Origin of the sequence: Sphingobacterium chungjuense, from assembly GCF_011316935.1 — a bacterium.
In the GTDB taxonomy this organism is placed as follows: Bacteria; Bacteroidota; Bacteroidia; order Sphingobacteriales; family Sphingobacteriaceae; genus Sphingobacterium; species Sphingobacterium chungjuense.
Genome location: NZ_WLYS01000004.1, coordinates 79,190 through 97,132 on the forward strand (window position 1 = coordinate 79,190; position 17,943 = coordinate 97,132).

Annotated in this window: 18 protein-coding genes; 11 read left to right on the plus strand and 7 right to left on the minus strand. The window is 41.0% G+C overall.

The window, feature by feature from the left end; genetic code table 11:
- The first annotated feature begins 8 nt into the window (after positions 1–8).
- Both GKO22_RS11060 and GKO22_RS11065 read left to right on the plus strand, forming a co-directional pair.
- A complete protein-coding gene (locus GKO22_RS11060; RefSeq protein ID WP_166335040.1) occupies positions 9–1,775 on the plus strand; it encodes an AMP-dependent synthetase/ligase in 1,767 nt (588 codons plus the stop codon).
- 58 nt (positions 1,776–1,833) lie between these two features.
- The gene (locus tag GKO22_RS11065; RefSeq protein ID WP_206367884.1) at positions 1,834–2,799 is read left to right on the plus strand and encodes a YihY/virulence factor BrkB family protein; all 966 of its coding nucleotides are present in this window, start codon (positions 1,834–1,836) and stop codon (positions 2,797–2,799) included.
- 55 nt (positions 2,800–2,854) lie between these two features.
- Here GKO22_RS11065 and GKO22_RS11070 read toward each other — a convergent pair whose 3' ends face one another.
- Positions 2,855–5,458 (minus strand): PEP/pyruvate-binding domain-containing protein, encoded by a 2,604-nt coding sequence (locus tag GKO22_RS11070; protein WP_166335042.1) that lies wholly within the window; start codon positions 5,456–5,458, stop codon positions 2,855–2,857.
- A gap of 282 nt (positions 5,459–5,740) precedes the next feature.
- Here GKO22_RS11070 and GKO22_RS11075 point away from each other — a divergent pair, with 282 nt between their 5' ends.
- The gene (locus GKO22_RS11075) at positions 5,741–6,343 is read left to right on the plus strand and encodes a hypothetical protein (protein WP_166335044.1); all 603 of its coding nucleotides are present in this window, start codon (positions 5,741–5,743) and stop codon (positions 6,341–6,343) included.
- Between the two features lie 24 nt (positions 6,344–6,367).
- Here GKO22_RS11075 and cysM read toward each other — a convergent pair whose 3' ends face one another.
- The 4 genes from cysM to GKO22_RS11095 are packed head-to-tail and all read right to left on the minus strand — an operon-like array spanning position 6,368 to position 9,262.
- The gene (gene cysM / locus GKO22_RS11080; protein WP_166335046.1) at positions 6,368–7,246 is read right to left on the minus strand and encodes a cysteine synthase CysM; all 879 of its coding nucleotides are present in this window, start codon (positions 7,244–7,246) and stop codon (positions 6,368–6,370) included.
- A complete protein-coding gene (locus tag GKO22_RS11085) occupies positions 7,246–8,058 on the minus strand; it encodes a serine O-acetyltransferase (RefSeq protein WP_166335048.1) in 813 nt (270 codons plus the stop codon). The genes cysM and GKO22_RS11085 overlap by 1 nt, the downstream gene beginning before the upstream one ends.
- A 45-nt stretch (positions 8,059–8,103) precedes the next feature.
- The gene (locus tag GKO22_RS11090; RefSeq protein WP_166335050.1) at positions 8,104–8,481 is read right to left on the minus strand and encodes a DUF3037 domain-containing protein; all 378 of its coding nucleotides are present in this window, start codon (positions 8,479–8,481) and stop codon (positions 8,104–8,106) included.
- Complete coding sequence (locus GKO22_RS11095; protein WP_166335052.1) at positions 8,465–9,262, minus strand: HipA family kinase; 798 nt, start codon at positions 9,260–9,262, stop codon at positions 8,465–8,467. The genes GKO22_RS11090 and GKO22_RS11095 overlap by 17 nt, the downstream gene beginning before the upstream one ends.
- A 233-nt stretch (positions 9,263–9,495) precedes the next feature.
- Between GKO22_RS11095 and GKO22_RS11100 the strand changes: the two genes are divergently transcribed.
- From GKO22_RS11100 to GKO22_RS11115, 4 genes are all read left to right on the plus strand, one after another.
- The gene (locus tag GKO22_RS11100) at positions 9,496–10,044 is read left to right on the plus strand and encodes a DUF1599 domain-containing protein (RefSeq protein WP_166335054.1); all 549 of its coding nucleotides are present in this window, start codon (positions 9,496–9,498) and stop codon (positions 10,042–10,044) included.
- Positions 10,045–10,046: 2 nt separating this feature from the next.
- Positions 10,047–11,273: a BT_3928 family protein gene (locus tag GKO22_RS11105; protein ID WP_240920268.1), complete on the plus strand. Its 1,227-nt coding sequence runs from the start codon at positions 10,047–10,049 to the stop codon at positions 11,271–11,273.
- Between the two features lie 2 nt (positions 11,274–11,275).
- Positions 11,276–11,788, plus strand: a complete 513-nt coding sequence (locus GKO22_RS11110; protein ID WP_166335055.1) for a shikimate kinase — start codon at positions 11,276–11,278, stop codon at positions 11,786–11,788.
- Positions 11,789–11,919: 131 nt separating this feature from the next.
- A complete protein-coding gene (locus GKO22_RS11115; RefSeq protein WP_166335057.1) occupies positions 11,920–12,501 on the plus strand; it encodes a hypothetical protein in 582 nt (193 codons plus the stop codon).
- 57 nt (positions 12,502–12,558) lie between these two features.
- Here GKO22_RS11115 and GKO22_RS11120 read toward each other — a convergent pair whose 3' ends face one another.
- Positions 12,559–14,046, minus strand: coding sequence for a succinate CoA transferase (locus tag GKO22_RS11120; protein WP_166335059.1), 1,488 nt, complete (start codon positions 14,044–14,046; stop codon positions 12,559–12,561).
- Between the two features lie 280 nt (positions 14,047–14,326).
- Here GKO22_RS11120 and GKO22_RS11125 point away from each other — a divergent pair, with 280 nt between their 5' ends.
- Positions 14,327–15,109 (plus strand): AraC family transcriptional regulator, encoded by a 783-nt coding sequence (locus GKO22_RS11125; RefSeq protein ID WP_240920270.1) that lies wholly within the window; start codon positions 14,327–14,329, stop codon positions 15,107–15,109.
- A gap of 23 nt (positions 15,110–15,132) precedes the next feature.
- Entirely contained in the window at positions 15,133–16,008 is an 876-nt protein-coding gene (locus GKO22_RS11130; protein ID WP_240920272.1) for a 3-keto-disaccharide hydrolase, read from the plus strand.
- A gap of 70 nt (positions 16,009–16,078) precedes the next feature.
- On the opposite strand, the gene rpsT is transcribed toward GKO22_RS11130, so the two are convergent.
- Positions 16,079–16,333 carry a 30S ribosomal protein S20 gene (gene rpsT, locus GKO22_RS11135; RefSeq protein ID WP_116774267.1) on the minus strand — a complete coding sequence of 85 codons (255 nt, stop codon included), beginning with the start codon at positions 16,331–16,333 and terminating at the stop codon, positions 16,079–16,081.
- Between the two features lie 116 nt (positions 16,334–16,449).
- Here rpsT and GKO22_RS11140 point away from each other — a divergent pair, with 116 nt between their 5' ends.
- Positions 16,450–16,989 carry an RNA methyltransferase gene (locus tag GKO22_RS11140; RefSeq protein WP_166335063.1) on the plus strand — a complete coding sequence of 180 codons (540 nt, stop codon included), beginning with the start codon at positions 16,450–16,452 and terminating at the stop codon, positions 16,987–16,989.
- Between the two features lie 74 nt (positions 16,990–17,063).
- Entirely contained in the window at positions 17,064–17,936 is an 873-nt protein-coding gene (gene sucD, locus GKO22_RS11145; protein WP_066752882.1) for a succinate--CoA ligase subunit alpha, read from the plus strand.
- The last annotated feature ends 7 nt before the right edge of the window (positions 17,937–17,943 follow it).

Genomic DNA, 17,943 nt, shown 5'->3' on the forward strand with positions numbered 1-17,943 from the left:
AATAAACGATGAGCGACTTTAAGAGAATATTTGATATCATACATTATAACCGTGATCACTACGCAAAGCCAATCATGGTGGGCGGTAGAAAAGGAGATTCTTGGAAAACGGTCTCTACGTCTGAGTTCGTAGAAAACATGGATTACACGAGTAAAGGATTGATAGCGAAAGGCCTAAAAAAAGGCGATCGCGTTGGTCTCATGTCCGGGAACCGACCGGAATGGAACATGATTGATTTTGCGACCAACCAGATTGGTGCCGCCATCGTACCATTTTATCCTACACTATCCTCTAAAGACTTGGCTTATATTATTAAAGATTCAGAGGTCAAGTTGCTATTCGTCAGTAATAGGGAGCTTTTCAGCAAAATCAATGAAGCTATCAGCGAAAATAACTTAAATGTAGACATCTACACCATAGACGATGTAGAAGGACAAAATAGCCTAAAAGATCTGATTGCCATTGGCAAAGAGCAAGACTTAGACCTAAAGCCCTACAATGATGCTGTTGATGAAGAAGATTTATTAACCCTAATCTATACGTCAGGGACTACAGGCACGCCAAAAGGAGTATATCTTTCTCACAAAAACATTTTAAGTAATGTGCACGGCTGCCAGCATCTCGTACCTGATGGTTGTGAAAAATCAATTAGTTTTTTGCCCTTGTCGCACATCTTCGAGCGCATGGTTGTTTATTTATACTTCGCACGTGGTATCCAAATCTGGTATGCAGAAAATCTGGACAATATCGTCGTAGATATCAACGAGGTTAAACCACAATTTTTCACGACCGTACCACGCGTGCTAGAGAAAGTGTACGATAAGATCGTGGCAAAAGGCAAAAGTCTTACCGGCATCAAAAAAGCACTTTTCTTCTGGGCGTTAGACTTGGGACATAAATACCAAGAGCCTGCTAAAAATTCGGCATGGTACAATTTTAAGCTCGGTATTGCACGCAAATTGATTTTTTCTAAGTGGAGAGATGCTCTTGGGGGCGAAGTACGATTCATCATATCAGGTGGTGCGGCATTGCAGGAAAGATTAGCTCGTGTATTTTGGGCGGCAAACATCCGTGTATTAGAAGGTTACGGGCTAACAGAAACGTCACCAGTAATCTCTGTAAATTCCACGGAAGATAGCGGTGTAAAATTTGGATCTGTCGGTAAGGTACTTGGAAATCTTGATGTCAAGATCGCTGAAGATGGTGAAATCTTAGTCAAAGGACCTAGTATTTCAAAAGGATACTACAAAAATGAAAAAGCTACTGCTGAGGTGTTTGACGAACAAGGCTATTTCCACACGGGAGATATTGGAGAACTGACCTCTGATGGGTTCTTGAGAATTACTGATCGTAAAAAGGAAATGTTTAAAACAGCTGGCGGAAAGTATGTAGCACCTCAAGTTTTGGAAAACAAATTAATGGAATCTCCGTTTATTGGTCAGGTGATGGTTATTGGGGAAAACAGACGCTTTCCAAGTGCATTAATAGTTCCAAACTTTGAAGACCTTGAAAAATGGGCCGAACGTAAGAATATCTCTTTCTCATCGCGAGAAGAGCTAATTGGCCAAAAGGAAGTTCTTGAAAAATACGATCAAATCGTAAATAATGCTATGACTAAATTTGGTAAATGGGAAAAAGTAAAGAAATTCATATTACTCCCAGAAGAGTGGACCATCGACAATGGCGAACTTACACCGAAATTAAGCTTAAGACGTAAAGTGATCTTGGAAAAATTCCAAAAAGCGGTAGACGAAATCTACGCGGAAGAAGAATAGTTGCTGCATATCTCCGTACCGGATACCTTGAATAATATATAAATTCATTTTCAGGTCTATGTTGCAGAAGATTAAAGATTATTTTAAGTTAGTTTATGATGCCGGAATGGGTTTCATGGAGCACGATTGTTTAAAGATGAGTGCTGCCTTATCGTATTACACGGTATTTTCCATTGGTCCTTTGGTTATGATTTTGATCTGGACATTGGGCTTTTTCTATGGAAATCAGATCGGTGGTAACGATGGTGCACAAAACGAAGTGATGGAAGAACTGACCGCACTATTTGGTCAAGATATCGCGGTGATGCTCGAATCGGCTATTCAGAAGATATCTTCTGATTCTAAATCCAACATCGGATTCATTATCGGTATTGGAACATTAATCTTTACGTCCACTACGATATTTGTGAACATACAGCAATCGATAAATACGATTTGGAATGTAAAACCTAAACCTAAAAAAGGTTGGTTGAAAATGATTATCAATCGCTTGCTATCTTTTTCTATGATTTTAGGGTTAGCATTTCTATTAATGGCCTCCCTAATCCTGAGTAGTATCATTGGATTATTGTCGACAGAAATTGGAAACACCTTCTCTTGGATAAATATTGACTTGATCGACTGGGTCAATACTGCAGTAACCTTTGTCGTAATTGGTACCTTATTCGGTTTTATATTTTCGGTATTACCCGATGCCAAAGTACGTTTTAAAGATATTTTAGGAGGTGCCATTTTCACCGCGCTACTATTTATGTTGGGAAAATGGGGCATATCTATGTACCTCTCAAATAATGCGACTGCTAGTGCTTTCGGGGCTGCTGGATCGATCATCATTTTGTTGAGTTGGGTGTATTACACATCCGCTATCATTTTCTTTGGAGCGGAGTTTACAAAAAGATATGCAGTCCGTTATGGTCATGGCATCCAACCCTCATCCTATGCTGTGGTTATTGAGCAAACAGAATATGAGTACGATCCTGACACTGGAAAAAGAGAAAAAATTGACAAACAAGATAACGAGTAAATGCAAGAAGGCCTATTTTAATAAAAATAGGCCTTCTTTTTAATTGCATCCAAATCTATAACACTACCTTCCGGATTTCGCCTACAACAGCATCCACTTCGACGAGGTCACCATCTTTAAAATTACTAAGCAGATCTTCGATCTCCACGATGGTAGGCAAATTCATTTGTCGGGCCAATACACAGAGTGGGTTCCAAACTGATCCTCGCTCTATCAACAATGCTGAGGCAGAGACGAGTTTCGCATCTATTCTTGCATCTGCACACCTTGCGATAATAATTTCGCCATCTGCTAGCACAAACGAGTCATCACCTGTCCAGACACGCACAACACCTTGTGATTTTCCTGAGCAACTAATCAGACCTTGCATTTTTACTTCTGAGCGTACTGGATTCGTTGCGGCTGCCGTAAAATCATTGCTATGATACGGAATGCCATATGTAGCGAGTTGAACAGCAGAAGCTGGCATAACTTGAAATCGTTCGTACTCCTCTTTTCTCAAGCCAACAAGTGCATTAAGATCAGTCGTGATACTGCGACCATCAATAAATGCGAAGATTTCTTCCTTACTTAGGAAATGAATATCACTTTCAAACTCCAAAATACCCTCTTCGGAAAAGCGGCTGCCTATTGTAGAGAATAGCCTCCCAACAACATTCCAAAGCCGTTTGTAATCATATTGGAATTCTTCTTTCATTTTCAATAGCTCACGACTATTATGCAATGTTCTATGATACCACCAGCGTTTAAATGGACTTTGCCTCAAATTTTGCTTCATGTTCTCCTCTGCAGTGGATCTGATCTCTGACTCTACTTGTCTGGCATGGTCGAGATCGTTGATATGACGCTGTAAATAGCTTTGTAATGTCGCAATAAAACTAATCGCCTCATTTTCTTTCTGATTTTCTTCCGCCTTTTGCGACATAGCACAATAATCATCGATATCTTGGAGGTAATCCTGTATCACATTTTTTAAAGATACTGTCTCATAACGATTGTCATGCAGAATGAAATGCCAAACCTGTTTCTCACTTTCTGTCACGAACAGCGTTTTCAGGAATCCAGAAGCTTGAATCTTCTGTGCAATTTCTATTCGACGTTGGAGTGGTTGAATAGTAGCCAAAGATTTAGTATCCATTAGTAAATCGGTCGCTAAATCCCTCCTACCATTGATCGTAAATGGTCGAGTTTGCTGCTGCAACCATCCAAAGTGTACTTGATAAAAGAAATCAGCCTGAAATGGAGTGTCCCATTCAAGAAGCAACGTTCGCTCTAGCTGTAGATATAATTGCATAAGCTCGTGCGGATCCTTCGTTTGCCAGTCCAGATTCTGATATTTGCGCAGTATCTTTGCAGCATATTTTCTAAATTCAACACCTTTTTGACTAAGCTTACGGTATCGATTATATAGTTTCCCGGTTAACAGTACCATATTCCACCACGCTTCATTCACTGAGCCTGGGTATACATCAGCGGTATCAAAGTGGTACTCTGAATGCTGATTTTTGTGCAAAAAATGTACACCAACTCGGTTTTCTGGCAGCATTGCATCCAACGTTTGCTGTACGCGCAAATTACTGTACAAACGACCATGGATTAGTCCTACCGCATTCGAGAAAAGATCTTTATACCGTTTCATAACTGCTTTGGAAGCACCAAAAAATGCCGCTCGAATCTTTTGATCCGCTTCGGAATAGGTTTTTACGCAAGAATATGTCAAAGGCGTAATTACACCTGAAAATTCGTCCGCGAAATTGGAGTTATCCCAAAGATTATACTCGCCAGACGTATCTGGCAATTGATCTAATCGCCAAATGGGTTGCGCTTGTATAACCTGTATTTTATCATCCTGTAGTGCAAATTGCAACTGATAGAATTGCTGATTTTGCGTACGCAAATCATCTAACAGCTTGGATATAGTAAGCAGGTGCTCATCTGCCACAGCCTGATCATGCTGATGTATCCGTAAAACTTCTTCCGTGACTACTTCACCGTCTTGCCGAACAACTAATTGCTCTCTTTTGCGGGCAATTTGACGATCTATCCCTCCTGCTGTCATGGTATAGGTATCTGCTTCGACATTACCAGCAGTTCCTCCCAGTCCAAATATGCCCGAGATAAACTTTTCTTTCCGACTGCCTCGCGTAGGATGTATGGCATAAGCTACACCAGAAGATTTTGCATGCACCACCTCTTGAATAATCACGGCGATTCCCAAATTTGGACTCAAACGATGCGTTGCGCGATATGCTAATACTTCATCTGAAAATATCGATCGCCAAACTGCTTTTATCTTATGCAAGACCTGCGTACGCGGTACCATCATAAAACTGGCATACTGTTCGTCAAAAGCATCTTCGTGTCCTGGATCTATCCAAGGCGAAGGGCGCACCGCAAGGTGAAGATCATCTGGAAATAACAATCTTAGCTCTGCCTCTACAGATGCTGGAAACACGTACTGGTCTATAGCACGAAGAAGATCTCCCGTATTAGAAAGAGAGGTAAGATTTTTAAACGCTTCGGCCATAAAATCGGCAGGAAGCACAACCCATCGGGGAATGTTCACATCAAATTGCCTCAGTTTAAAGAGTTCCTTCGCTTTTTCGCCAATGGCAGGATGCGTTATATATTGTGTTTGACTATCTTGTATGAAGATCATTCGGGTTAACTAAATTGTACGCTACTTGTTTATCATCACGACGCTTAACTGCATGACCAAATAATAAGCCAAAACTTCACAACACCTGTCGTGTGCCTGTCACGATTATGCTAGAATACATCGTAGCGGTATTTGGCAAACATTTAAATGGCTGATTTGTTGCATATATATCTCACCTAAATTCTAATTCAGATGAAACGATACTTGCTTAGCTTTTGCCTTATAATTGTCTATACGCTAAATACACAGGCGCAAAATAAACAATTGCATGGCGTCTATAAGATGGACACAGACAAAACGCATACACTTTGGCTATTCGTAGATGGCTATAGCTCCATGATCCATTATACCGATAAACAATACTTATCTACGACGGGCGGACCTTTTACATTTAACGGTGATGCGATCAGCGTACAAACCGAATACAATGATATCGACTCCGCTTCCGTGGGTAAGACGATGAACTATCCCTTAAAGTGGGAAGGAGAAAATCTAAAAGACAAGTCGGGCAACATTTGGGTAAAGCAAGCTAATAAATCGAATGCGCTAGATGGTCTCTGGCGTATAACTGGAAGGCAGCAAAACGGCGAAATGAGTACGATGCCACGAAGTGATCGAAAAACGATTAAACTACTGGTAGATGGTTATTTTCAATGGATAGCTATTAATCCTGCTCAAAGAGGATTTTATGGTACTGGTGGAGGCCAATATTCTTTTACAGAAAACAAGTATACCGAACATTTGATCTTTTTTTCCCGAGACAACACACGTATTGGTACTGTTTTACAATTTGATGGGGCACTTAAAGACGGCGAATGGCACCACTCCGGGATGAGCTCTAAAGGAGATGATATCCACGAAATATGGTCTAAAGATTCAAAATAAAAAAGAGCCGCTTTTGGCTCTTTTTTATTTTGATGTAAAAAGATCTGAACTGAGGTAACGATCACCTCGATCACAAGCAATAAATACGATCGTACCTTGCTCTATCTCTTGGGCAACTTGTAATGCAGCATGAAATGCACCACCGGTACTCATTCCGACAAATATACCCTCTTGTGCCACCAGTTCGCGGGTACGCAAAGTTGCGTCCTGTTGATCAATGTCTATTACTCGATCGACGCGAGTTGCATCGAATATTTTAGGTAAATATTCCTTTGGCCAGCGTCGAATTCCCGGAATAGATGAACCATCTGTAGGTTGGCAACCTATAATTTGAATAGCATCATTTTGCTCTTTAAAGAATCTAGAACAGCCCATGATCGTACCTGTTGTACCCATAGCACTTACAAAATGGGTAATTTGGCCTTCGGTATCTTTCCAAATTTCTGGTCCTGTTGTTTGATAATGCGCTTTGTAATTATCTTCATTAGCAAACTGATTTAATAAAAAGTAACCCGATTGTTGTGCTTTCTCTTCTGCATAATCGCGGCTAGTTTCCATCGAATCCAACAACGTTACCTTTGCACCGAAAGCCTCCATTGTTAGCACACGCTCGCGTGTGGATGTCGAAGGCATCACCAATTCAATAGGCACTTTGTACATGCTTGCAATCATAGCAAGTGCAATGCCCGTATTGCCACTCGTTGCTTCGATTAATGTAGAGCCTTCTGATATATCACCACGTTCTAGAGCCGAACGAATCATATTTAAAGCCGCTCTATCTTTCACCGAACCTGCAGGATTGTTTCCTTCCATCTTCGCGTAGATGTGTACCTTCGGATTAGTGTGAAATGAAGTAATTTCTACAAGCGGTGTGTTGCCAATAGTTTCAATAATAGAGCCCATTATACAGTCGGTTTAGAGTCAAAAAACTTGGTATTTGGTTGATGGTAAACAGTTGTATAAGGCTCAATACTACTCGTAAGCCACACATTACCGCCTACGATTGAATGGTGTCCGACTCGAGTATCTCCACCTAATATCGTAGCACCTGCATATATAATCACATGATCTTCTATAATAGGATGGCGTTGCTTTCCAGCAAGCAATTTTTCGACGCTTAGTGCTCCTAAGGTTACGCCTTGATACAGTTTTACATGTTTACCGATGATCGTAGTTTCACCGATGACAACTCCTGTACCATGATCAATATGCAAATACTCTCCGATAGTTGCCCCTGGATGAATATCTATTCCTGTACGTTCATGCGCATATTCTGTCAATATTCTAGGTATCAAAGGAAGCTCATACAGCCAAAGCTGATGTGCCATGCGGTACATGCACATCGCTAAAAAACCAGGATAAGTACGCACCACTTCATGTAAACTTTGAGCCGCTGGATCGCCATCGAGAATAGCTTGGGCATCGGTCAGCATGAGATCGTACAGATTGGGTAACTCATTAAAGAACTTATCTACGATTTCACGGCGATTGCAATTTCCGCATTCTTTGCTACCCTGTAAGAGATCATAAAACTCATTTTCCAGTTGCTTAAAATGTGCTTTCAAAGCATCCACAGAATGTATTTTCTTTGGATTTCGCTCGGGAAATAGCAATCGAAATACATCTCGCGCCCATTCCCATATCCGCACATTGCTTGGCATATTCTGCGCTTCCTGCTGTTTGTTAAACAAGTGCTGATAAAATTCCTCTTCCATTGGCTATTTCTTAACTACACAAATATACTTTTTAATCTATTATACTTATAGGATTAATCGATTAAATAATTCTTTTAATGTATCTTCTGGATCTGTACACAATCCCGTGTGAACTGGCGCACATTGAATCCACGTACTGCGATTGGCCGTTATCCAGCGAACACGCTCGGCCTGCTCCAGTTTCGCTAATTGCCCAGCATCAGCTTCACCTGCACAAATCCTTTCTAAGGAGGATAGGTGCGCTTTTAACGGTATCAAATCAGCATTTGCGCATAGGCATTTACATCTATCTTCATCTACCAACCAACGCATCGCAGCATATCGTTTTCGTTTGCAAAAGAGCAATACGCCTACATTAATAAATTCTTCGCGCTCTACCCTCGGTACATAACGAATAACGGAGTACTCATATTCTACCTTCACGCGATTTTTCGATTTGATCTAAAAAAATATCCGATTGCTGCACACGCTGTGCTAAGAAGCTCACATAAACTTGCCTTGCCTCATCCGCTGTTTCTGTCCGCCCGACTTCCTCTAACCACTCATCGGGTACGGCAGATACTATTTTCCACAGGTTATCTTCTGTAAAAAGATGGCGAAATTGCTGATCCACCGCACGTACTTGAGTTGCTTTATTGAGCAACACATGATCTTTAATTTGCACGAATGGCTTGGCGACTTGATCCTCCCAATGCTCCCAATTATGGTGAAAATACAACGAGGCACCGTGGTCTATCAGCCAAAGTTCATGATTCCAGATCAGCATATTGGTATTACGCACCGTTCGATCGACATTCATGGTCAATGCATCGAGCCAAACAATTTTCGAAGCCTCCTCTTCTGAGATTTGCTCCACATTAGGATCAAACGTGATGGCACCATTCAGATAATGAACGCCTAAGTTTTTGCCAACGCTAAATTTTAAAAGATCCTGAATTTCTTCGTCTGGCTCGGTTCTGCCGAATGCTTCATGCAAATCTGCGAACACCATCTCGGGCATCCGTAATCCGAGCCAACGCGCAATCTCGCCGACAATAAGTTCGGCCACCAACACGCGCTTCCCCTGTCCGGCTCCTCGAAATTTTATGACGTAACTAAAATCATCGTCTGCATCTACCAAGGCAGGCAACGATCCACCCTCCCGAAATGGCATCACATAGCGGATGATTTCTACTTCTCGGATCTCCGGCTTTTGTATATTCATGGGTTAAAGTTTGTATTTCTGTAACAAATCTATGCAAGCGCGTAATCCTATTCAAAATACCAATAGAGAAAAAGTACTGCTGCTACATACGAAGATAATTATTTCTAGAAGATTACCTCCAAATCGTACCGCCATGTTGCCGCTCACAGGAAAATCCATTTCGCGAGAATAAATACTATTTGTATATTGTTTCCTACTTTTGTAAGACGCTACATCAATAGCGAATATTTTATATGGATACAAGCACCGAATACAATCAGATAATAGATCATTGCCGCACCTTATTCTTAAAAAAAACGATTGACTACGGCACCTCGTGGCGAGTCATGCGCCCCACTTCGATCACCGACCAGATTTTTATCAAAGCGCAACGTATTCGGACGCTAGAAGAAAAAAAAGTTTCAAAAGTGGGCGAAGGTGTAATAGATGAATACATCGGTATTGTAAACTACTGTGTGATTGCTATGATTCAACTGGATCTTGGTATTGATGGTAATCTAGATCTCGAAACCAAAGAAACGGAAAATCGTTATGACGAAAAGATACGGGAAACGCGAGAACTTATGTTGGCCAAAAATCATGATTATGGCGAAGCATGGCGAGATATGCGCATCTCATCCTTGACTGACCTGATCCTCACTAAACTACATCGTGTCAAGCAAATTGAAGATAATAACGGACAAACTTTGGTCTCAGAAGGGCTACAAGCCAATTATCAAGATATGCTTAACTATGCCGTATTCGCGTTAATTAAATTAGGATTATCTGCTAAAACTCTGTAATCATGAACACCAATGCCATGTACACCACGACAAAACCGCAAAAAAAGCGTCCAAATATTGCATTAATCACCTCTCGCATTCTGGTAGGATGTCTTTTCATTTTTTCTGGATTGATAAAAGCCAACGATCCCAAAGGTTTTGGATATAAACTGGAGGAATATTTCAAGGTATTTAATTTATCATTTTTGGATGAGTACAGTACTTGGATTGCCGTTGTTATTTGTGGTTTTGAAATCATATTGGGTGCCTTGTTATTATTGGGACTGGCGCGTAATAAAGTAAGTTGGGGATTACTGGTATTGACGATTTTTTTCACTTTTCTTACCTTTTATTCCGCATTTTTCGAGGTTGTGAGTTCATGCGGTTGTTTTGGCGATGCTATCCCACTCACGCCTTGGCAGTCATTTATCAAAGACCTTATATTGCTAGGATTGATTCTCATCATCGTCCGATTCCGGCATCAGATCAAGCCATTGATAAAAAGTAGATTTAGCAACAATTTGCTGACTATACTAATCATTATGCTATCTTTTGGCGTGGGGATTTACACGATGAACTTCTTGCCCATAATCGACTTCTTACCTTACCGTGAGGGCAACAATCTACCGCAACAAATGACAATCCCTGATGATGCCGAGCCTGATGTGTATGAGCATATATACACCTTGAAAAATAAAACAACTGGCGAATCCAAAACGGTAAACGATAAAGTATACATGAGCGAAAAGATCTGGGAAGATGAGAATTGGGAAATCGTTGGAGATCCAAAATCTACCCTGATCAAAAAAGGATTTGAACCGGCTATCGCCGATTTAATCATTAGTGATAGTGAAGGCAATGATGTTACACAGGAGATTCTAACGAATCCCTATTTTAATTTTATTGTGGTGAGCACCGATGTTACTAAGCTATCTTCGGTAGACCTGCTGGCCTTAGATCGGATTAACACCACGATAAGAGAAATCTCCGAAGATTATCCAATCCGCGCGGTACTACTGACCGCCAGCTCGCCACAAAATGTAGATTATGTAAACGACCAGTTAAATTTAGTACTAGAAACGTTTAACGCAGATCTAGTGCCTTTGAAAAGCATGGTGCGATCAAATCCGGGTGTGATGCTGATGCAAAATGGCACCGTAATTAAGAAGTGGTCTAAACATACTTTCCCTAACAAGGAAGAATTAGAAAACAAGTTTATCAACAAACAATTTACTCCTTTAGCGAATTAAGCATGTCAAAACCAATTTTCATCGTAGGATTCATGGGGAGTGGCAAAACGACTTGGGGTAAGAAATTGGCGAAAGCGCTTGATCGACCTTTTATAGATTTAGACGAAGTACTAGTGCAACGTCTAGGAATGACAATTCCAGAATATTTTTCTCTACATGGAGAAGCAGATTTCAGAAAGATAGAAAGTACTGTTTTGAAGGAAACTAATACGCCTAATGCGGTGATCTCTACGGGCGGTGGAACTCCTTGCTATTTTGATAATATGGATTGGATCACGCAACACGGCACGGCAGTATATTTCGAACACACACCAAAGTCCTTATGGATGCGTCTAAATGCCACTGACGTAAACAAAAGACCCGCACTTAAGGGTTTGACAGGTGAACAGTTACTCGATTTTATAGCAGAAAAATTAGCTGAACGAGATCCGTTTTACCAAAAGGCGCAGATCAAAATAGACCAAATGCATACCCCGATCGCGGAATTAAAGGAAAGATTAAAACACTACGCATAATACTGTCAAATTTTCGGTAAATACCTACCATTCTGATTCAGTAAGATATTATTTATTCTCGTCAGAAAGAAGAGGTGCACAGTGTGGCATAATAGTTGCATACTTGTGAATCGTAACTAAATTTGTATATTATGAAAAAAGTTTTATTATCTGGATTATTTGCTGTCGCTTTAGCATTCGGCTCTTACGCGCAGCGTATTGAAACTGTTCCTCAAACTTCTGAGAACGTGGGCATGACGCCAATCCAACAAGGTAACTGGATGGTAGGTGGATCGGTAGGGAGTCTTGGATATAGCTTTGAAGGTAAAAACTTCAACATCCAAGTAAATCCTCGTGCTGGTTATTTCATTTCTGATGGTATTGCTATTGGTGCACAAGCAGCTTTAGGCCTTGATGCGATCAGTGGTGAAGATAATGTATGGAACTACGGTATCGCACCATTCGTACGTTATTATTTTCCAGAAGGATCTAGTTCTACAGGTCGTTTCTTCGGACACGGTAACGTAGGTATTGGTGGATCATCACGTGGAGACGGCGCTTCTTTCGAAGCAGGTATTGCTGGTGGATACGCACACTTCATTACTAGAAATGTGGCATTAGAAACTACTTTAGGCTACAATTACAGCAAAGCAAATTTGAACTCTAGTGGTGGCGCTAGTGGATTAGGCGTTTCTGTTGGTTTTCAAATCTATTTGCCCGGCCGCGCTCGTTAATTCGAACACAACAAAATTTAAAATGGATGCTGAATGAGATATTCAGCATCCATTTTTTTATTTAGCTTGTTTCATGCTTCCAGATTCCTGAAAGCGCAAATGCCAACTAAAGGCCTCTTCCAACAAGTGTGGCGTATGTCCGCCTCGCTCACAAGCGCGATCAAAATAAGATTGCAATTCTGGGCGGTAATCTGGATGTGCACAGTGATCAATGATTTTCTGCGCACGCTCTCTCGGCGCCAAACCGCGCAAATCGGCCAACCCAACATCCGTTACGAGAATATCCACATCATGCTCAGTATGATCCGTGTGCGATACCATCGGAAGCACATGCGAGATCAAATTACCTTTGGAAGCAGCTTGTGTAACGAAAATACTGAGATAAGCATTCCGTGCAAAATCTCCTGATCCGCCAATACCATTCATAATCTTAGTACCACCCAAATGCGTGGAATTGACGTTTCCATAAATATCGAATTCGATCGCTGTGTTAATAGCGATGACTCCTAAACGGCGAATCAAACCTGGTGTGTTGGAAATATTCTGCGGCCGCAATACAAATTTATCTCTGTAGCGCTGCAAATTGCCAAAAACGCGATCATAGCATGCTTTTGACACCGTTACCGAAGATGCAGATGCAAAACTCAACGTACCACTATCAATCAGATCGAAGGTACTGTCTTGCAATACCTCAGAGAACATCGTCAAATCATAAAAATTACTATCCTTAAAACCCATCAACACAGCATTAGCCACCTTACCGATACCGGCTTGAATAGGCAATAATCGATCAGTCAAATTACCAATACGCACTTCCTGTTCAAAGAATTCCAAAATATGTTTAGCAATAGCTGATGTTTTCTCATCAGGTTCTGCAATGTCTGCCGGACTATCTTGAATATTGGTAAATACAATACCCACCACCTTAGCTGGATCCAAGGGGATGGTTTTTCGTCCAATTTTATTCCAAGGCGCCACAATAGGGATTACATTGCGATGCGGATAATTTTCTGCCTGATAGATATCGTGAATACCATACACACTTTCGGGCACTGCTGTATTAATTTCCAGAATCACTTTGGAAGCCAATGAAGCAAAAGCCGCCGAATTACCAACTGACGTGGTCGGCACGATGCTCCCATCCCGATCAATATAAGCGACTTCGATCACAGCCACATCCGGTTTTAGTTGTTTATGCAATAACTCTGCACTCTCACTCAGGTGCTGATCAATAAATAAGACTTCGCCCGCATTGATTTTATTACGCAAAGTGCGGTCTACTTGAAAAGGCATCCGTTTGCTCAACACTCCTGCCTCCGCCAATTTCCCATCGGTATCATGCCCGAGTGACGCACCCGTGATTAAGGTAATTTTAAAAGGTTCTCGCTCCGCTTTCTCTGCCAATGCTGGCAATACAGCCTTGCTATCACCCGCTTTGGTAAATCCGCTGGCGCCAACGATCATGCCATCCTGGATAAATTCTGCAGCAGATTTGGCACTCATTACTTTGTCTCGAAGGCTTTCTAATCTTATGCGTTCTATCATCGTTTTTATAAAAATTATACCGTTTATAATATCTCCTATTTTTGGTTCGCAAACCAGTGTGGGACTATATAAATTTACACAATTAGTATCTAATTAGCATTGACTAGCACATGATTAACAACTCACGATAACACTTTGACCTTATTGAATACCATACAACAGCATAAATCCACTTACCTATTCCGTGCAGCAGCTTCATTTGATAAATTCAACTAAAAACGGGATATTTAAGCCTATCAAAACCCACCGTATGACAAACAGCTATGTAAATAAGTACTATATGACAGAAGTCGATGTCAAATCAGATAGTATTTATTGTCATCACGCCGTAATGGGAGAAGAATTTATCAGTGAACACGATCATAAAAAAGGACAATTTCTATACACAGAAGGTGGTATGGTCTTTTTGAAAACAGCTGAAAAATCGTACTTTCTTCCGGCCAGACATTACATCTGGATTCCAGCCGGGGTAAAACACAGCATACATCCCAGCAGCCCGGAAGTGATTATGCGCAACCTTTACTTTCCGACATTCGATACGGATGACGATTTTTTCAATCACGTGGGTATCTATCCAGTCAACGATTTGTTGATGGAGCTCATTATGTATACCAATCGCTGGAATGGAAATATCTTACCGACTGACACGAAGAATTATACGATCGCAAAATCGTTTAAATTACTGCTACCAGAGCTTTCGAGCTCCAATTTATCATTATCATTACCGTATCCAAAAAACACAAAACTACGCGAGATGGTAGCTTATCTCGAAGAGCACATCGATAAATTGGTTAGCTTTAAAGACTTAGCAAATATGTTTCACTTTAGTGAGCGTACCTTGGCACGTCTATTCCAAAAAGATCTAGGCATGTCCTTTATTCAGTACTATACTATACTGCGCATGCTGACTGCTTTAAAATATCTTCTAAATGACAAGATGAGCGTACAACAAGTTGCGGCACGTGTAGGTTACAGCAGCTTACCTACCTTCAGCAATACTTTTTATAAGATTGTAGGCGTGCGACCTAGTGAATATGTGAAAAGCAAAGAATCTATTATTTAATCTATTTATATAAAACTACTATTATGAAGCTTAAAATGGGCGCGATGCTCGCTGCTGGAATGGCTGCTTTACTATCTTGTAATACATCAGGAAGCTCCAACACTAAAACTGCGGAACAAGATTCTATCCCGACTGCGATTCAGCTTTTCAACGGAAAAGACATGAATGACTGGACCGCTAAAATTCGCCACCACGAATCTGGCGATAACTATGCAAACACTTTCCGCGTGGAAGACGGGCTTTTGAAAGTAAGATATGACGGTGGTTACGATGAGTTTAACCAGCAATATGGACATCTCGCTTACAATACGCCTTATAGTTACTATTATCTACGCATCGAATACCGCTTTGTAGACGAACAAACCAAAGGTGGAGAAGGCTGGGCTTGGCGCAATTCGGGTGCTATGCTACACGGGCAAGATCCAAAAACTATGCTGAAAGATCAGGATTTCCCAATTTCTGTCGAAGGCCAACTGTTGGGCGGAGATGGCACCACCGAGCGAACTACCTCTAACCTATGTACGCCAGGCACCAATGTGGTGATCGATCAAAAACTTTTCACACCGCACTGCATTAACTCTACTTCTAAAACCTACCACGGCGACCAATGGGTAACGGCAGATTTTTTAGTATTAGGTGATTCACTGATACAGCATATTTTAGAAGATCAAGTGGTCTTATCGTATTCGAAACCTCAAATAGGTGGAGACAATGTGCTATCATACGATGCAAAACAAAAACAAGATGGAAAAGCACTTACGGGAGGATATATTTATTTACAGAGCGAAAGCCATCCGGTAGATTTTCGGAAAGTAGACTTGTATGATCTAAGCGAATACAAGGATCGCCCAGCGGATATAGAAAGAATCGTAAAACAGATTCAACAAAAGAAGCCGTAGAAAACGGCTTACAAATAGCAAAAGGGTGTATGAAAATACACCCTTTTTTGTATGGTAAAAAAGCTAAAAGTTACGCTAACTTATTAACGAACTTAGTCAATTTAGACTTGTTGTTAGACGCTTTTTTCTTGTGAATAACGTTTTTCTTTGCCAAACGATCTAACATAGAAATTACACGAGGCAATAACGCTTTTGCTTCTTCCTGAGAAGTAGTAGTACGTAGTTTCTTGATAGCGTTACGCGTAGTCTTTGCTTGGTAACGGTTTCTCAGACGCTTCGCAGCGTTTGCTCTAATTCTTTTGATCGATGATTTATGATTTGCCATCTTATGCTATAGTATTTTTTATTATTTCTGTACTTAATTTGGAATGCAAAAATAGCATAGATAATCCATTATTCAAAATCTTTTTATCTTTTCATAATACTCCTTACTTTTGGGTCATGCAAAAATTATCGCTTGAGCAATTGAACCGGGTAGACGTGGATACTTTTAAGCAACAAGACAAGTTGCCCGTGGTGCTCGTGCTAGACAACGTACGCAGCATGCACAACGTAGGATCAGCATTTCGTACGGCTGATGCCTTAAATATAGAGCAGATTGTATTATGCGGCATTACAGGCACTCCACCGCATCGCGAAATTGAAAAAACGGCCCTAGGCGCGACAAAATCTGTTACGTGGTCACATGAAGCGACCACTTTAGAGGCTGTTACTAAATTACGGGACACTGGTTATACCATTCTATCTGTAGAACAAGCTTCCGGAAGTGTACAACTGCAAGATTTTGCTCCAGAAAACACCGAGAAGTATGCCTTTGTATTTGGTAATGAAGTGCATGGTGTAGAAGAAGAGGTGATCGCCATGTCGAACGCATGTCTAGAGATTCCGCAATTTGGCACCAAGCATTCTTTCAATGTCTCCGTCACGATGGGCATCGTACTATGGGACTACATCTCCAAGGTAAAGTTCATAAAGAAATAACAAAAATGCCAAAAGCAATGTTTTCAGAAGTCCCGACAAAATAGTAGCTTTGCTAGGCAAAATAAAACTGAAAAATGAGCGTATTAGTCAATAAAGATTCTAAAGTTATTGTACAGGGGTTCACTGGTAACGAAGGAACGTACCACGCTACTCAAATGATCGAGTACGGAACCAATTTGGTAGGTGGTGTCACTCCAGGAAAAGGCGGACAAAAACACCTTGATCGTCCCGTATTCAACACTGTGCAAGATGCCGTAGATGAGACTGGAGCAAATGTATCGATCATCTTCGTACCTCCTGCATTTGCAGCAGATGCGATTATGGAAGCTGCAGCTGCTGGTGTTGGCGTTATTGTATGTATTACGGAAGGTATCCCAACCAAAGATATGATTGAAGTAAAATCATACTTAAGTGATAAAAATTCTCGTCTAATCGGACCAAACTGTCCGGGTATCATTACGGCAGAAGAAGCAAAAATCGGCATTATGCCAGGTTTTATCTTCAAAAAAGGTAAAGTAGGTGTTGTATCCAAATCTGGTACTTTGACTTACGAAGCCGTAGATCAAACGGTAAAAGCTGGTTTAGGTATTACAACAGCAATCGGTATTGGTGGTGACCCAATCATAGGTACAACTACCAAAGAAGCGGTAGAATTGTTGATGAACGATCCGGAAACAGAAGGTATCATCATGATTGGTGAAATCGGTGGTGGCATGGAAGCTGAAGCTGCGCGTTGGATTAAAGAACACGGTACCAAACCAGTTGTTGGTTTTATCGCTGGACAAACTGCGCCTCCGGGACGTCGTATGGGTCACGCTGGAGCAATCGTAGGCGGGGCTGATGATACAGCCGCTGCTAAGATGAAGATCATGGCAGAGTGTGGAATTCGCGTAGTAGAATCTCCTGCTGAAATTGGTAAAGCTATTGCGGAAGAGCTAGCAAAATAATCCTTTT

Bases quoted from the DNA above. Each gene is read 5' to 3' on its own strand.
- GKO22_RS11060 (WP_166335040.1), top strand. From the start codon at position 9: ATGAGCGACTTTAAGAGAATATTTGATATCATACATTATAACCGTGAT.
- GKO22_RS11065 (WP_206367884.1), top strand. From the start codon at position 1,834: ATGTTGCAGAAGATTAAAGATTATTTTAAGTTAGTTTATGATGCCGGA.
- GKO22_RS11070 (WP_166335042.1), bottom strand. From the start codon at position 5,458: ATGATCTTCATACAAGATAGTCAAACACAATATATAACGCATCCTGCC.
- GKO22_RS11075 (WP_166335044.1), top strand. From the start codon at position 5,741: ATGGACACAGACAAAACGCATACACTTTGGCTATTCGTAGATGGCTAT.
- cysM (WP_166335046.1), bottom strand. From the start codon at position 7,246: ATGGGCTCTATTATTGAAACTATTGGCAACACACCGCTTGTAGAAATT.
- GKO22_RS11085 (WP_166335048.1), bottom strand. From the start codon at position 8,058: ATGGAAGAGGAATTTTATCAGCACTTGTTTAACAAACAGCAGGAAGCG.
- GKO22_RS11095 (WP_166335052.1), bottom strand. From the start codon at position 9,262: ATGAATATACAAAAGCCGGAGATCCGAGAAGTAGAAATCATCCGCTAT.
- GKO22_RS11100 (WP_166335054.1), top strand. From the start codon at position 9,496: ATGGATACAAGCACCGAATACAATCAGATAATAGATCATTGCCGCACC.
- GKO22_RS11105 (WP_240920268.1), top strand. From the start codon at position 10,047: ATGAACACCAATGCCATGTACACCACGACAAAACCGCAAAAAAAGCGT.
- GKO22_RS11110 (WP_166335055.1), top strand. From the start codon at position 11,276: ATGTCAAAACCAATTTTCATCGTAGGATTCATGGGGAGTGGCAAAACG.
- GKO22_RS11115 (WP_166335057.1), top strand. From the start codon at position 11,920: ATGAAAAAAGTTTTATTATCTGGATTATTTGCTGTCGCTTTAGCATTC.
- GKO22_RS11120 (WP_166335059.1), bottom strand. From the start codon at position 14,046: ATGATAGAACGCATAAGATTAGAAAGCCTTCGAGACAAAGTAATGAGT.
- GKO22_RS11125 (WP_240920270.1), top strand. From the start codon at position 14,327: ATGACAGAAGTCGATGTCAAATCAGATAGTATTTATTGTCATCACGCC.
- GKO22_RS11130 (WP_240920272.1), top strand. From the start codon at position 15,133: ATGAAGCTTAAAATGGGCGCGATGCTCGCTGCTGGAATGGCTGCTTTA.
- rpsT (WP_116774267.1), bottom strand. From the start codon at position 16,333: ATGGCAAATCATAAATCATCGATCAAAAGAATTAGAGCAAACGCTGCG.
- GKO22_RS11140 (WP_166335063.1), top strand. From the start codon at position 16,450: ATGCAAAAATTATCGCTTGAGCAATTGAACCGGGTAGACGTGGATACT.
- sucD (WP_066752882.1), top strand. From the start codon at position 17,064: ATGAGCGTATTAGTCAATAAAGATTCTAAAGTTATTGTACAGGGGTTC.